11 protein-coding genes are annotated in these 14,877 nt (G+C 56.3%); 7 read left to right on the forward strand and 4 right to left on the reverse strand.

Going from position 1 to position 14,877, the window contains the following annotated elements:
- Window positions 1-40 precede the first annotated feature (40 nt).
- The 3 genes from BLR08_RS28085 to BLR08_RS28095 all read left to right on the forward strand — a co-directional run bounded on the left by BLR08_RS28085 (window position 41) and on the right by BLR08_RS28095 (window position 4,326).
- Complete coding sequence (locus tag BLR08_RS28085; protein ID WP_072337852.1) at window positions 41-1,261, forward strand: murein hydrolase activator EnvC family protein; 1,221 nt, start codon at window positions 41-43, stop codon at window positions 1,259-1,261.
- Between the two features lie 151 nt (window positions 1,262-1,412).
- Entirely contained in the window at window positions 1,413-2,864 is a 1,452-nt protein-coding gene (locus BLR08_RS28090; RefSeq protein ID WP_072337851.1) for a S41 family peptidase, read from the forward strand.
- 169 nt (window positions 2,865-3,033) lie between these two features.
- The gene (locus BLR08_RS28095) at window positions 3,034-4,326 is read left to right on the forward strand and encodes a PDZ domain-containing protein (protein ID WP_072337850.1); all 1,293 of its coding nucleotides are present in this window, start codon (window positions 3,034-3,036) and stop codon (window positions 4,324-4,326) included.
- Window positions 4,327-4,530: 204 nt separating this feature from the next.
- On the opposite strand, the gene BLR08_RS28100 is transcribed toward BLR08_RS28095, so the two are convergent.
- Both BLR08_RS28100 and BLR08_RS28105 read right to left on the reverse strand, forming a co-directional pair.
- Window positions 4,531-5,292, reverse strand: coding sequence for a flagellar motor protein MotB (locus BLR08_RS28100; RefSeq protein WP_072337849.1), 762 nt, complete (start codon window positions 5,290-5,292; stop codon window positions 4,531-4,533).
- Window positions 5,276-6,070: a flagellar motor protein gene (locus BLR08_RS28105; protein WP_072337848.1), complete on the reverse strand. Its 795-nt coding sequence runs from the start codon at window positions 6,068-6,070 to the stop codon at window positions 5,276-5,278. Before BLR08_RS28105 ends, BLR08_RS28100 begins: the two co-directional genes overlap by 17 nt.
- A 236-nt stretch (window positions 6,071-6,306) precedes the next feature.
- Here BLR08_RS28105 and uvrB point away from each other — a divergent pair, with 236 nt between their 5' ends.
- The 3 genes from uvrB to BLR08_RS28120 all read left to right on the forward strand — a co-directional run bounded on the left by uvrB (window position 6,307) and on the right by BLR08_RS28120 (window position 11,660).
- Window positions 6,307-8,304, forward strand: coding sequence for an excinuclease ABC subunit UvrB (uvrB, locus tag BLR08_RS28110; protein WP_072337847.1), 1,998 nt, complete (start codon window positions 6,307-6,309; stop codon window positions 8,302-8,304).
- A 22-nt stretch (window positions 8,305-8,326) separates the two neighbouring features.
- Entirely contained in the window at window positions 8,327-11,209 is a 2,883-nt protein-coding gene (uvrA, locus tag BLR08_RS28115; protein ID WP_072337846.1) for an excinuclease ABC subunit UvrA, read from the forward strand.
- A gap of 238 nt (window positions 11,210-11,447) precedes the next feature.
- The gene (locus tag BLR08_RS28120) at window positions 11,448-11,660 is read left to right on the forward strand and encodes a DUF2759 family protein (protein WP_072337845.1); all 213 of its coding nucleotides are present in this window, start codon (window positions 11,448-11,450) and stop codon (window positions 11,658-11,660) included.
- A gap of 73 nt (window positions 11,661-11,733) precedes the next feature.
- Here the strand turns inward: BLR08_RS28120 and BLR08_RS28125 are convergent, their stop codons facing one another.
- Window positions 11,734-12,702: a sugar phosphate isomerase/epimerase family protein gene (locus tag BLR08_RS28125; protein ID WP_072337844.1), complete on the reverse strand. Its 969-nt coding sequence runs from the start codon at window positions 12,700-12,702 to the stop codon at window positions 11,734-11,736.
- 551 nt (window positions 12,703-13,253) lie between these two features.
- Between BLR08_RS28125 and BLR08_RS28130 the strand changes: the two genes are divergently transcribed.
- Window positions 13,254-13,472: a hypothetical protein gene (locus tag BLR08_RS28130; protein WP_143014486.1), complete on the forward strand. Its 219-nt coding sequence runs from the start codon at window positions 13,254-13,256 to the stop codon at window positions 13,470-13,472.
- A 118-nt stretch (window positions 13,473-13,590) separates the two neighbouring features.
- Here BLR08_RS28130 and BLR08_RS28135 read toward each other — a convergent pair whose 3' ends face one another.
- A complete protein-coding gene (locus BLR08_RS28135) occupies window positions 13,591-14,745 on the reverse strand; it encodes an MBOAT family O-acyltransferase (RefSeq protein ID WP_072337842.1) in 1,155 nt (384 codons plus the stop codon).
- Window positions 14,746-14,877: the final 132 nt, after the last annotated feature.

The raw sequence follows: 14,877 nt of genomic DNA on the forward strand, positions 1-14,877 counted from the left end.
ATGAAGGTCAAACGAACTAATGTTCAAGGAGGAACGGGTATTGAAAAAGTCTTTTCTGCCGCTTGTCTTGTCCGTAGGTCTTGTAGGTACGCTGATCGTGCCGCAGTCCGGGTTTGCTTTGACCGCTTCACAGCGCATCGAGCAAGAGCTGAAGCAGCTGAAGCAAACGAAAGCCGCCGTCGAACAAAAGGTGAACGATACCGAGAAGCAGCTGAATCAGGTCGCAACTGAAAAGCAGCAGACGGAAAAAGACATCGACACGCTGCTTGCCCAGATCGATACGACGAATCAAAGCTTGAATGAGCTCAATGATAAGGTGGAGAACGTCTCGACCTCGCTTCAGGAGAATGCCGTCCAGCTGGAGGAGGCGGAGGGACGGATCGTTTCCCGGGATCAGCTGCTGCGTTCGCGCGTGCGGCTGATGTACATGAACGGGGTAGTCTCCTATGCGGATGTGCTGCTCAGCTCGACCAGCTTCAGCGATTTCCTCGACCGGCTGGAGGCGCTCCGCTCGATCGTCAATCAGGACAAGGAGATTCTGGAGGCGAACAAACGGGACCGGGATACGATAGCGGTCAAGCAGGTGGAGATTGAGAAGCAGCTGACCGAGGTTAAGAACTTGTATGCGCAGACTACCGCCATCAAAGCGGATCTTGTAGTGAAGGAAAAAGAGAAGGAAGTGCGGATCGCCAGCCTCTCCGAGAAAGAAAAGGAGCTGCATGAGATCAGCGAGGAAGTGGAGAAGCAGCTGCTGAAGGTGGCCAGCCAGGAAGCGGCCAAGCAGAAGGCGCTTAAGGAAGCCAAGGCGGCGGAAGCGGCGAAGAAAACGGGCAAGGCTTCGGCGCCTGTATACACGTATGGCGGCGGCAAGTTCGGATATCCGCTGCCGAAGGTCGTGAACATGTCCTCGGACTTCGGGACGCGCAAGGACCCTTTTACAGGCCGTTCTTCCACGCATAACGGGATCGATTTCCCTTCTCCTGCGGGTACGAGCATACTGGCGGCCGAGGATGGCGTCGTCATCGTGGCGTCGTGGTGGAGCGGTTATGGAAACACGGTGATTATCGATCATGGCAAGGGCGTCTGGACGCTGTACGGCCATATCCGCAACGACGGAATCGTCGTGCAGAAGGGCGATACCGTCAAGCGCGGACAGAAGGTGGCGGAGGTCGGCTCAACGGGCCGCTCGACGGGGAACCACTTGCACTTCGAAGTGCGAATCAATGAAAGTCCCGTTGATCCCAAGCCTTACCTCAGATAGGCCGTACGTACGTAAAGGGGCTGTTCATAAATCCGGGGAGCTTGTCATAAACTAGAAAGACAAGTTGTTTGACCATTGATAGGGACAATCGGCTCCGGGTTCCGGAAAACCGATTGCCACCGGGAACAGCAAAGGCGGTGAAGAGAGACGTATGAGGTTTAGAGGGCGTACGGTAGTGGCTTTTATTCTATTATCGATGTTTGCCAGCAGTATCATGACGCTGACGATTGTGCATCCGTCCATCTTCGCAGAGGTGAAGAAGGAGAACGGTGCGGCGGCGGCGGGCAGCAAAGGCTTGAATCCCAAGGATTTGAACAAGATTGCAACAACCTATCAGCTGATCGAGAGCAAGTTTCTTAGCGAGGTGGATCACGAGAAGATCGTGAACGGCGCGATCAACGGCATGCTCGCAACGCTGGATGACCCGTTCACGGTTTATATGGATCAGACGGAAGCCAAGCAATTTGATGAGAACATCACCTCCTCCTTCCAGGGCATCGGAGCGGAAGTCACGACAGAGGACGGCAAGGTGATGATCGTAGCTCCGATCAAGGGCTCGCCTGCGGAGAAGGCGGGGCTTCATGCCAACGATGTGATCGTGTCGGTAAACGGCGAGAAGCTGGACGGGCTGACGCTCAATCAGGCGATTATGAAAATCCGCGGACCCAAAGGGACGCAGGCCAAGCTAGAGGTGCTGCGCCCCGGAGTCGCCGACCCGATCCAGCTGATCGTCGTTCGGGACGATATCGATGTGGAGACCGTGTATGGAGAGATGCTGCAGGGAGGCATCGGCAAGATAGAGATCCGGCAGTTCTCCAGCAATACGGCGGCGCGGTTCAAGGAAGAGCTTGCTTCGCTCGAGAGCCAAGGCATGAAGGGCTTGATCATCGATGTGCGCAATGATCCGGGCGGCCTTCTGACCGCCGTGGTGGATATCGTCGAGCCGTTCGTGCCCAAGGGAAAAGCGATCCTGCAGATCGAAAATCGCAACGGCATCCGGGAAGAGACGAAGTCCGAGAAGGGAACGGGCAAGCCTTATCCGGTCAGCGTATTGATCAATAAAGGAAGCGCGAGCGCATCCGAAATTTTGGCCGGCGCTCTGCATGATTCCGTCGGCAGCGAGCTTGTCGGAGAGACGACCTTCGGCAAGGGGACCGTCCAGGTGACGTTCCAGGAAGAGATGGGGGACGGCAGCAATATCAAGATGACCGTCTACAAGTGGCTGACCCCGAATGGCACCTGGATTCATAAGAAGGGCATCGAGCCTACCCTCGCAGTCGAGCAGCCGGCATATTTCCGGGTTGCGCCGCTGTCGAAGAAGGAAACGCTGAAGCCTGACGCGAACAACGAGGATGTGAAAAATCTCCAGATCATGCTGCAGGGACTGGGGCTCAATCCGGAGCGGACAGACGGGTACTATCATGACAAAACCGCCCAGGCGGTCAAGTCGTTCCAGCGGGCGAACGGGCTGCCGACGACGGGCGAGGTGGATGTCGAGACGGCAAACAAGCTGGAGAGAGCGATCCTCGCGGCGATCCGCGATCCGAAAAACGATGCGCAGTTGAAAGCTGCCGTCGAAGCGATGCAAAAAGCGATCCGCTAAACGCCTCTGCCAAATTCAGGGCATAGGCAGGAAATGGCCGTTTGCGCGTCGAACTGCTAAAGAAGGCGATTCCCCGGAAGGCCGGGGAGGCGACCTTCTTTTTTCTTATTTATTTCTCAGGCAGCTCGGCTTACAAGGGCTTCCATATAATGAAACAAAGGAGCGGGCTATGGATTGGATTCAAGCTTTCGGATGGCAATGGCTTCATGCGCTGGCTCAGCTTTTTCTGCAGCCCTTCTATTACGTGGGCATCCTTTTCATTGTCTTGCAATACCGCAGACAGGTCGCGCTGGAACGCAGACTATTCTCCACCAAGCTGCACGGACTGCTTTCCGAGACGTGGCGAACGGTGCTGTGGGGCTGGCTAGGCGGCTTGGGGGCTTCCGTCTTGATGGCGGGCGTAGGCGCGACAATCAGCCCGGATGCGGTCATCTTGCTGTGGCTGCTGTCGCTGCTGCTCATGCTGGTGCGCGTCCGCTACTTGTGCTGGGCTTACGCGGTCGGTGCGATCGGCGTGCTTCAAGCCATAGCGGGCATCCTCCCGGGCTTCCGTACCTCGGAGAGCTGGCGCTGGCTGGCCGAGCCGCTGCTGTCCCTTCAGATGCCGGCGCTGCTGGCGTTAGTCGCTATCCTGCATTTGGCGGAAGCGGTCTTCGTGCGGATGCAGGGCGCGCGGTTCGGGATGCCGCTGTTCGTGGAAACCAAGCGCGGCAAAATCGTCGGCGGCTACCGGCTGCAAGGCTTCTGGCCGATGACGCTGTTCCTGCTCGTGCCGCTGCAGCAGGCGGGAGGCGGCCCGGCTCTGCCGTGGACTCCGCTGCTCGGCGGCGAAGCGTGGCTGAACGGCTGGACGATCATCGGCTTCCCGGTGATGATCGGCTTCAGCGAGATGACGATCTCGCGGCTGCCCCAGCTGAAGGCCAGAGCCAGCTCCGGCCTGCTGTTCCTGTATGCGGCGGCCGTACTGGGGCTCGCGGCGCTCAGCGCATGGCTGCCATTTTTCACGATCCCAGCCTGCTTATTAGCCATCGGGCTCCACGAGGGCATGATATGGTACAGCAGATGGGATGAAAGCAGGCGCGTTCCGATATTTACGCAGGACCGCAAGGGGCTGAAAATACTGGCGATCCTTCCGGGAAGCCCGGCGGAGGAGCTTGGGCTGAAGGCCGGCGAGATCGTCGCCAAGGTGAATGGAGCTCCCGTGCGCAATAAGCAGGAGCTGCATCAGGCGTTTCAATTGAATCCTGCTTTTTGCAGGCTGGAAATACTCGATGATGCGGGAGAGAAGCGGCTGTTGAAGCGCGGAATTTTCGCCGGCGAACATCATCAGCTCGGTATCGTGCTCGTGCCCGATCATGAGGTGATGTATTACCTGGAGGAGCGGCCGGATTCGATCTGGGCTTACCTCAGCCGCAGGCTTGTTGGCCTTCTGCGCAATGAGAAGCGTTCCCGAAGCGTATGAGCTTGTCGGTTTATGACTATCGCAAGGAAAGTATGTAAGGAATGCAGAGGGTTTAGCGAAGCGGAGGCAGGCAAGAAAGCCTGCCGGTTGCGTGCAAGGCGTTGCCGGCTAGGGACATGATACAAGAAGGACCTGACGAATGCTGTACATTCATCAGGTCCTTCTTGGCTCAGGAGCGTAGCGCTCGACTGTAGCTCCCGGCCATCAGCGCAGCACGACAATTTCGACACGGCGGTTCCGGGCGCGGTTCTCTTCACTATTGTTTTCGGCTACGGGCCTTGTGTCGGCATAAGAGGTGGAGATGAACTTCTTGGCGTCCACCTGGGCGTCATAAATGAAGTAGCGCAGCACGGACAAGGAACGGGCCTGCGACAGCCCCCAGTTATCCTTGTATACCGAGCCGGTCGAAAGAGGCAGATCGTCGGTATGCCCTTCGATGCTGACCGTGGAGTCGAGCTTCCGGAACAAGGTCGCGAGCTGCGTCAGGATCGGGATGGCCTCCTGCTTCAGGTCGGCCTTGCCGAGATCGAACAGGAACAGGTCGTTCAGCGTAACGGCGACGCCGCGCTGCGTATCGGCGGCCGACACCTGGGCCTGCAGATTGTTTTCCTGCACATAGGCTTGGACCTGCTCCAGCAGGTCCTCTAGCTGCTGTTCCTTCTCGCGCTTCAGCTCGGCGTTTCTCTGCTCTTGATCGGGATCTTGCGTGTCCGGAGCCGGGGTGCCCGGCGGGTGCATGGAACCGGTGATGCCCTGGCCCTGCGGGACGATGGAATCGGCCTTCGTAAATTCGAATTTGAGCGCCTGAGCCAGCACCTCGTACTTCTGGACGTCGATCTTGCTCATCGCATACATGATGATGAAGAAGATGAGCAGCAGAGTGATCAGATCGGAGTAGGTGATCAGCCACCGTTCGTGATTGCCCCCGTCGGCGGCCTTTTGTCTGCGTCTAATTCTCCTCGCCACGGTTCCCACCTGCGCTCTCGGCTTTAGTAGCGTGACGTTCATGAGTGAAGGAGTACAGCTTCTTGCGGATCAGCTGCGGGTTTTCCCCCGCTTGCAGCGCCAGGATGCCTTCCAGCATCAGCTCCATGTCGGAGACTTGGCTTTGGCTGCGAATTTTAATCTTGCTGGCGATGGGTAAATAAATAACATTGGCGGATGCGACTCCGTATAAGGTGGCGGCGAACGCCACGGCTATCGCCGGCCCCAGGTTGCCGGGGTCGGACAAGTTGCCGAGCACGTGGATCAGGCCCATCACCGTACCGATGATCCCCATCGTCGGAGCGTAGCCGCCGGCTGCTTCGAACATCTTCGCCCAGCCTTCGTGGTGATGCTCGACAGCGTCGATCTCAAGCTCCAAAATTTGCCGGGTCAGCTCAGGGTCTGTGCCGTCCACGACCATCAGCAGCCCATCCTTCAGAAAAGGATTGTCATGCTCATGGGCGCGGTTCTCCAAGGCGAGCACGCCTTCGCGGCGGGCGATCGCGGCCATCTCGACGAGCTCCTCGATGGTTTCGCGCGTATCGCGCTTATTCTCCTTGAAGGCCAAGGCGAGCGCCTTGCCGATCTGGCTGAGCTGCGACCGCGGGAAGCTGACGATAACGGCGCCGAACGTTCCTCCGAATACGATCAGCATCGCGCTGGGAACGATCAGGGCGTCGAGATGCCCCCCGTCCCATAAGTAGCCGCCGACAAGCGCGGCCAGACCGATAAGCAGGCCGATCAATGTTGCGATATCCACGTTTATCTCACCTCTGCATTCGTCAGTAATAAGCAGGACCGGATTGCGGAAACGGAGGCGATGCCGATTGCAACACGTCCGGAAAACAGGTATAATATATGGGAACAAATATTCCTATACAACGAGAGAAGCCGAACAAGCTTAAAGCGTATTCGCATAGATGCATACTTTTTTATCGGATATTGGAAGCGTAAAGTTTAGGGAATGCCTACTCTTTTTCATGAACGGGTGATGAGATGAATGAAGTGATTGTAAGCGACAGGAAGTTCCAGTTAAAGTCCGATTTTACTCCGCAAGGCGACCAGCCTGCGGCAATCGAGCAGCTGCTTGCCAGCATCAGGTCCGGCCAGAGGCATCAGACGCTGCTGGGCGCGACGGGTACAGGGAAGACGTTCACGGCCGCGCAGGTAATTGCGCAGCTGAACCGGCCGACCTTGCTGATCGCTCATAACAAAACCTTGGCCGCGCAGCTGTGCAGCGAGCTGAAGGAGTTTTTCCCGCACAATGCGGTGGAGTATTTTGTAAGTTATTACGACTACTACCAGCCGGAAGCTTATATTCCTTCCTCCGACACGTTTATCGAGAAGGATTCCAGCATCAACGACGAGATCGACAAGCTGCGCCACTCGGCGACCAGCTCCTTATTCGAGCGCCGCGATGTCATCATCGTAGCCAGCGTCTCGTGTATTTACGGCTTGGGTTCCCCGATCGAATACCGCAGCCTGGTGATGTCTCTGCGGGTGGGCATGGAGCGTTCGCGCAACGACATCCTGCACCGTCTGATCGATATCCAGTACCAGCGCAACGATATGAACTTCATCCGAGGCACCTTCCGCGTGCGGGGCGATGTCGTGGAGATTTTTCCGGCCTCGCATTCGGAGCATGCGGTCCGCGTCGAGCTGTTCGGGGATGAGATCGAACGCATTACCGAGATTAACGTGCTTACCGGGGAGATTATCGCCGAGCGGGATCACATCGCGATCTTCCCGGCCTCTCACTTCGTGACGCAGGAGGAGACGATGAAGGTCGCGCTCGTCAATATCGAGCGTGAGCTGGAGGAACGGCTTGCCGTGCTCCGCGAACAAGGCAAGCTGCTGGAGGCGCAGCGGCTGGAGCAGCGGACGCGTTATGATATCGAGATGATGCAGGAGATGGGCTTCTGCTCGGGCATCGAGAACTATTCGGGGCCGCTGACGTTCCGCGAGCGGGGGGCGACGCCTTATACGCTGTTCGACTATTTCCCGGACGACATGCTGGTCGTAATCGACGAGTCCCACGTGACGCTGCCGCAGATCCGGGCGATGTACAACGGGGACCGCGCCCGCAAGGAAGTGCTCGTCGATCACGGCTTCCGCCTGCCCTCGGCGATGGACAACCGTCCTCTGCGGTTCGAGGAATTCGAGTCGAAGGTTAACCAGCTTCTTTATATCTCCGCTACGCCGGGGCCGTATGAGCTGGAGCATTGCCCGGTGATGGTCCAGCAGATTATCCGGCCGACCGGGCTGGTGGATCCCATCATCGAGGTGCGCCCGACCAAAGGCCAGATCGATGATCTGCTGGGAGAGATTCAAGACCGCATCGCCAAGGACGAGAGGGTGCTTGTGACGACGCTGACGAAGAAGATGGCCGAGGATTTGACGGATTATTTCAAGGAAATCGGCATCAAGGTCCGCTATCTTCACTCCGACATCAAGACGCTGGAGCGGATGCAGATTTTGCGCGATCTACGTTTGGGCGTGTTTCATGTGCTCGTCGGCATCAACCTGCTGAGGGAAGGGCTCGATCTTCCCGAGGTATCGCTCGTAGCGATCCTGGACGCCGACAAGGAAGGCTTCCTGCGGGCGGAGCGCTCACTTATCCAGACGATCGGGCGCGCGGCGCGCAATGCGAACGGCCGGGTTATTATGTACGGGGATAAAATCACCGACTCTATGGACAAGGCGATCACGGAGACCAGTCGCCGGCGCGCCATTCAGACCGCTTATAACGAGCAGCACGGCATTACGCCGCAGACGATACAGAAGAAAGTGCGCGATGTCATCGAAGCGACGAAGGTGGCCGAGCAGAAGGCCGACTACTTGACCGACGTCAAGCAGGCGAAGATGTCGAAGAAGGACCGGCTGGCTCTGATCGAGCGACTGGAGCAGGAAATGAAGGAAGCCGCCAAAAATCTGCAGTTCGAACGCGCAGCCGAGCTTCGCGACGCCGTTCTGGAGATGAAGGCCGAGCTGTAGATAGAAAGGTAGGAAACGACGAGTGGCCAGAGACCAAATTATTATCAAGGGCGCCAGAGCCCATAATCTCAAAAATATCGACGTTACGATCCCCCGCGACAAGTTTGTCGTTTTGACCGGGCTCAGCGGCTCGGGCAAGTCCTCGTTGGCGTTCGATACGATCTACGCAGAGGGCCAGCGCCGCTACGTAGAGTCCTTGTCGGCATATGCCCGGCAGTTCCTCGGCCAGATGGACAAGCCGGACGTCGATTCGATCGAAGGCTTGTCGCCGGCGATCTCGATCGATCAGAAGACGACGAGCCGCAATCCTCGTTCCACGGTAGGCACCGTTACCGAGATTTACGACTACCTGCGGCTGTTGTTTGCCCGGATCGGCCGGCCGCATTGTCCGACGCATGGGATCGAGATTACTTCCCAGACCGTCGAGCAGATGGTGGATCGGATCATGGAATACCCTGAGCGGACGAAGCTGCAGATTTTGGCTCCGCTCGTATCCGGCCGCAAGGGGGAGCATGCCAAGCTGTTCACGGATATCCAGAAGCAGGGCTTCGTACGCGTACGGGTAAACGGCGAAATCCGGGAGCTGTCGGAGACAATCGAGCTGGAGAAAAACAAGAAGCATACGATCGAAGTGGTTGTCGACCGGATCGTGGTCAAGGATGATGTGCAGTCGCGGCTGGCCGACTCGCTGGAGACGGCGCTGAAGCTGGCGGACGGACGAGTCATCGTCGATGTGATGGAGAAGGAGGAGCTGCTGTTCAGCCAAAACCTGGCTTGTCCCGAGTGCGGCTTCAGCATCGAGGAGCTGGCTCCCCGGATGTTCTCCTTCAACAGTCCGTTCGGGGCATGTCCGGAGTGCGACGGTCTGGGCCAGAGGATGATCGTGGACCCGGATTTGCTGGTTCCCAATCCGAAGCAGACGATTGAGAATGGAGCGTTCGAAGCGTGGGCGGGCAGCACCTCCAATTATTATCCGCAATTTCTGGCGGCGGTGTGCGCCCATTACGGGATTCCGCGCGACGTGCCGGTTCAGGAGCTCACCAAAGAGCAGATGAGCAAGCTGCTGAACGGAACGGGCGGGGAGAAGGTCCGGTTCAAGTATGAGAACGACTTCGGGCATAAGAAGGAAGCTATGGTCGCCTTCGAGGGCATTATTCATAACCTGGAGCGCCGCTATCGGGACACGTTCTCGGAGGGCATCCGTGAGCATATCGAGCAATATATGAGCGCCAAGCCATGCTCCAAGTGCAAAGGACATCGTTTGAAGCCCGAGACGCTCGCAGTTACGGTCAACAAGCGGAATATCGCACATGTGACCTCCTTGTCCATCGGGGAAGCTCATGAATGGTTCGATTCGCTGCAACTGTCGGAACGCGAGCTGCAGATCGCCCACCTGATTTTGAAGGAAATTAAGTCCCGGCTCGGCTTCCTGGTGAACGTAGGACTCGATTACTTGACCATGCACCGGGCGGCAGGCACGTTATCCGGCGGAGAAGCTCAGCGTATCCGTCTGGCGACGCAGATCGGTTCCAGCCTGATGGGGGTGTTGTATATCCTCGACGAGCCAAGTATCGGGCTTCATCAGAGAGATAACGACAGGCTTATTCAGACGCTGGTGCATATGCGCGATCTGGGCAATACGCTGATCGTCGTCGAGCATGACGAGGATACGATGCTGGCGGCGGATTATATTATCGACATCGGTCCGGGCGCGGGCATCCATGGCGGCCAGGTGGTGGCCCAGGGCACGCCGCAGGAAATCATGGAGGATGAGGCTTCCTTGACCGGGCAATACCTCAGCGGCCGCAAGTTTATCCCTGTGCCGGCGGAACGGCGCAAGACGGGCGACAAATGGCTGGAGATCCGCGGCGCCAAGGAGAACAATCTGCGCGGCGTGAACGTCAAAATTCCGCTCGGCGTCTTCAGCTGTGTAACAGGAGTGTCCGGTTCCGGCAAAAGCACGCTGATCAATGAAATTTTGTACAAGACGCTGGCGAAGGAATTGAACGGGGCGAAGGTGAAACCGGGCGAATACAAGGAGTTCAAAGGCCTGGAGCATATCGATAAGGTAATCGATATCGATCAGTCTCCGATCGGACGGACGCCGCGGTCCAACCCGGCTACGTATACGGGCGTATTCGACGATATTCGGGACTTGTACGCGACGACCAATGAAGCGAAAGTGCGGGGCTACAAGAAGGGGCGCTTCAGCTTCAACGTCAAGGGCGGACGCTGCGAGGCATGCCGGGGAGACGGGATCATCAAGATCGAGATGCACTTCCTGCCTGATGTGTATGTGCCTTGCGAGATTTGCAAAGGCAAGCGGTATAACCGGGAAACGCTGGAGATCAAGTATAAGGGACAAAGCATCGCCGATCTGCTCGAGATGACGATCGAGGATGCGTGCGAATTTTTCAAAAACGTTCCGCGCATCCACCGTAAGCTTCAGACGATTCTGGATGTCGGTCTCGGCTACATGAAACTGGGCCAGCCGGCCACTACGCTGTCGGGCGGGGAAGCGCAGCGTGTGAAGCTGGCGGCCGAGCTGTACCGCCGCAGCACGGGCAAGACCGTCTACATCCTGGACGAGCCGACGACCGGCCTGCATATCGACGATATCGACCGACTGCTGAAGGTGCTTCACCGCTTGGTAGAGAGCGGGGAGTCCGTGCTTGTGATCGAGCATAACCTTGATGTGATCAAGACTGCCGACTACCTGATCGATCTGGGACCTGAAGGCGGTACGCGCGGCGGAACGATTGTCGCGACGGGTACGCCGGAAGCTGTAGTGAAGGTAGAAGGATCTTACACGGGGAAATACTTAAAGCCTGTGCTGGAGCGCGACCGGGAGCGTTCGGAGGATTATGCTAGGAGGCTCAAAGAGCTGGCGGATACGACGGTGTAAGTAAAGCAAACGGCAAGAGGGTGAGGAATCGCGAACGTAACTCGTTTGCGGTTCCTTACGACTTTTTAGAGGATAGCCGCAGGTTAGAGACGACTCAGGAATAAAAAGTTGACAATCTTGTTACACTTTATAAGAATGTCCGGTTTGAAATTTGCGGCTCGGACAAATCGCTTGCACTTCAAAGCGACTCAGGCTAAGATTAGAGTAAGAATTTCTGCATATAGAAGGAGGTCCCTCCATGTTTTTGGCTGAAGAGGCAGCAGCAACTGCCAGTACGTTTAATGGGTTCGATATTTTTGTAGTTCTGTTTACCATCGTCATCGCGATCGGTGTTGTCCGTCAGTTGATCGCTCCGAAGAAAAATCCGTTAGCCATTGGTTTCGGACTTGTAGCCCTGGCTGTCTTTGGACTCATGGACGTTATTATGATTCAGGGATGGATGGGCGGTTAGTCCCTATCTCTGTCCAAATAAGCGCGGAACAAAAAAGGGTGTCTCCCCGTAGGAGATACCCTTTTTTTCTGCTCTATACCCACCACATTTGACCGAGAGGCTGCTTGATCAGCACTTGCTGCAGGTTTTGCACAGCTTTAGCGAAGCCTTCCTCGATTGACATTAATCCGTCCTCATGCTCGATGCTGACGACATAATCGTAGCCGACGAGTCTGAGCGCGCTGATGATATCGGCCCATGTCTTCAGATCATGGCCATAGCCGACTGTGCGGAACTGCCAGGCACGGTCCAGCATATTGGTGTAGGACTGCATATCCGTCAGGCCGTAACGATGGACATTGACCGGGTCGATCGTCGTATCCTTGGCATGGAAGTGATGAATCGCGCCGGCGCGGCCGAGAATTTGAATCGCTTGTACCGGATCGATCCCTTGCCACCACATATGGCTCGGATCGAGGTTGGCCCCGATTACATCGCCGGCCGCTTCACGCAGGCGCAGCAAAGTAGCGGGGGTATGAACGGAGAAGCCTCCGTGCAGCTCAAGACCGATTTTGATGCCGCGGTCAGACGCATACTTACCGGTTTCGGTCCAGTAAGGGATAACCTTATTGGCCCACTGCCAATCGAGAATTTCCTGGAAATCAGGCGGCCACGGGGCGACCGGCCAGTTCGGATACTTGGCATCGTCGGAATCGCCCGGGCAGCCGGAGAACGTATTGACGACCGGCACCTCGAGCCGCTGGGCGAGGTCAAGCGTTTTGAGTATAGCGTCGTGGAAATCCTTCGCTATCGCCTTCTGAGGGTGCAGCGGGTTGCCGTGAACGCTCAGTGCGCTGATCGTGAGACCGCGTGATTCTACCGCTTTCTTGAACGCTTTAAGCTTGCCTTCATCGGCCAGGAGCTCATCCGGATCGCAATGCGAATTCCCGGGATAGCCGCCCGTGCCGATCTCGACTGCATCCAAACCGTGCGCGGCGATAATATCGAGCGCTTCTTCCAATGGTTTTTGCTGAAATAAAACGGCAAATACTCCTAACTTCATGAATAAGGCACCTCCACTAATTTCGACAATGTACGCGTGTTCAATCGTAAGCCTAAACCAAATTATAACATTAGTAGGGCAGGTTCTCAAAGTATCTATTTGCGACATGTCGGAATCATCCGCATTCTCCAATCATCCGCTGGCGCGAAACGGCATGAGAGGCATGTCTGCGGGGAAATCTAACTAAGCCGGACAGGGCGGTAAGCCTGCCAAGCCGAGGATAGTATGCCCGGTTCGGGCGGGTTCAACGAGCAAAAACAGAATTATTAAAGTTTATATGTGAGCAGTCGGCCAATCGTGTCTGTGTTGTGACAAATCCTCCAATTCGACATTTACGCTCGACAGTATTCCCGTTTCTTTGTAACGAACATCACTTATAATGGGAGATACCTTCCGAGGAAGCAGTCAAAGACTTTTTAAAGAGAGGGCGGATCGTATTGGTGAGAATCAAAGACACTCAACTCGTAGAAACTGTTGCAGGTACCTGGCTACGCTTCCCAAACAGCTTTAAAAAGTTTAATTGTCTGGTCGAACTGCCCGGGCAGCTCACGATGAATATCAATTCAAAGTCGGGCAGCATTCACATCCACAAGAAGGACGGCAATAATGTGTACCAGCCGCTCGGCGAGCTGACCTTGTCCGTATCAAGCAATCAGCTCCAGCTAGGGACTCATGGAGTACAGCAGGCAGGGCAACTGCAGTATGGGGGACTTCCAATCGGCGCTTATGACAAGGGTGAGAAGCCTGTCAGGCAGTCCGACGCGAGCTGACACGGGGAAGGAAGCGCTCCGGAGCTGGCGAATAAACAAATAAGCAGCGTTTCCGGGAGGATAATGGCTCTAGCTGCCCGGAGAACGCTGCTTTTCAATTGGCAATATTAGGGTGCAGCTACCAAGGCCAATTGGCCAGGCCGCTGTAGATTTTGTATACGGCCGCGCTGTTGCCGCTATAAACGATGACGGCGGCGGTAACAAACAGCTGGGTCAGGGCGCAGCGCGCATAGAAGTACCGCTTGGAAACCTTGCGCTTGTTCACGGTCGTGTAACCCAGAATATTCTCAAGCCCGAGCAGCAGCCCGTGATAGACGCCCCACAGCACGTACAGCCAGCTGAACCCGTGCCACAAACCGATCAGCACCATAACGAGCATGGACAAGCCGGCAGCCGTCCACTTGGTCGGCGTTTTCCGCGAGACGAACATAAAGATATGATCGCGGAACCAGTCGCCCAGCGTCGCGTGCCAATTGCGCCAATATTGGGTCAGCGTCGGAGACTGGAACGGCTTCTTGAAGTTCTCGGGCACGTTATAGCCCATAAGCCGGCCGAAGCCGACGGCGATGTCCGAGTAGCCGGAGAAGTCGAAGAAAATAAGCGCATAAAACCAGATCATTAGAAATACGGACTCATGCACCTGGAGCTGCTCCGCGCCGGACACGCGATTGAATACATCGGTCATCCACGTGACAAGCACGATTTTCTTGAACATGCCGAGAATAATGCGCTTGACATATTGCTCGGTTTGGGCCGCGTCCACTTGGTAAGGCTGCTTCGTATCGGCCATGAAATCGCGGAATTTCAGGATGGGGCCGGAGGTGAAGGTCGGGATGAACAAAATATAGTTAAAGTAGTCCAGCGCGCTTGCCCGGGAGTCTTTGCCGATAAAATAAGCGAAGTATAAGGCATCGATCACTTTGAGCACGTTATAGATCAAGCCCAGCGCAATGACGACATCGAACAGCGGATGCGTAAACAGCTCCATGCCGAACAGGCGCAGTGTGCACACGGCAGCCACATTGGCCGCGATCAGCAGGACAAAGGCGGTTTTCCGAAAGCTCGCAAGGCGGCCCAGGAACAAGAAAGCTGCATAGTTAAGCGCCGTATACGCCAGATAGAACACAAACAGCTTCTGGCTGAACACGAACAAAAAGCAGAGATTGAACGCCAGCAGCAAATAGCGCTTATTGCCCGGCCAGCGGCGGGTGAGTGCGAGCACAAGCACCATGCCGATGATGGCCAGAACGGCGTTCATATTCAAATACCACATGGTTGATTATCCTCCAAGCGTGCAGGCGTCCCCGCCGAATCTCCCGGTTAAACCTCCGCTGCAGCCGCAGCCCCGGCACTTAAAATCCTTCATAAATAAACAAGCCTTCGCCTGTAAAATAAACAAGCACGA

The sequence above is a fragment of the Paenibacillus sp. cl123 genome (genome assembly GCF_900101595.1).
GTDB lineage: Bacteria > Bacillota > Bacilli > Paenibacillales > NBRC-103111 > Paenibacillus_G.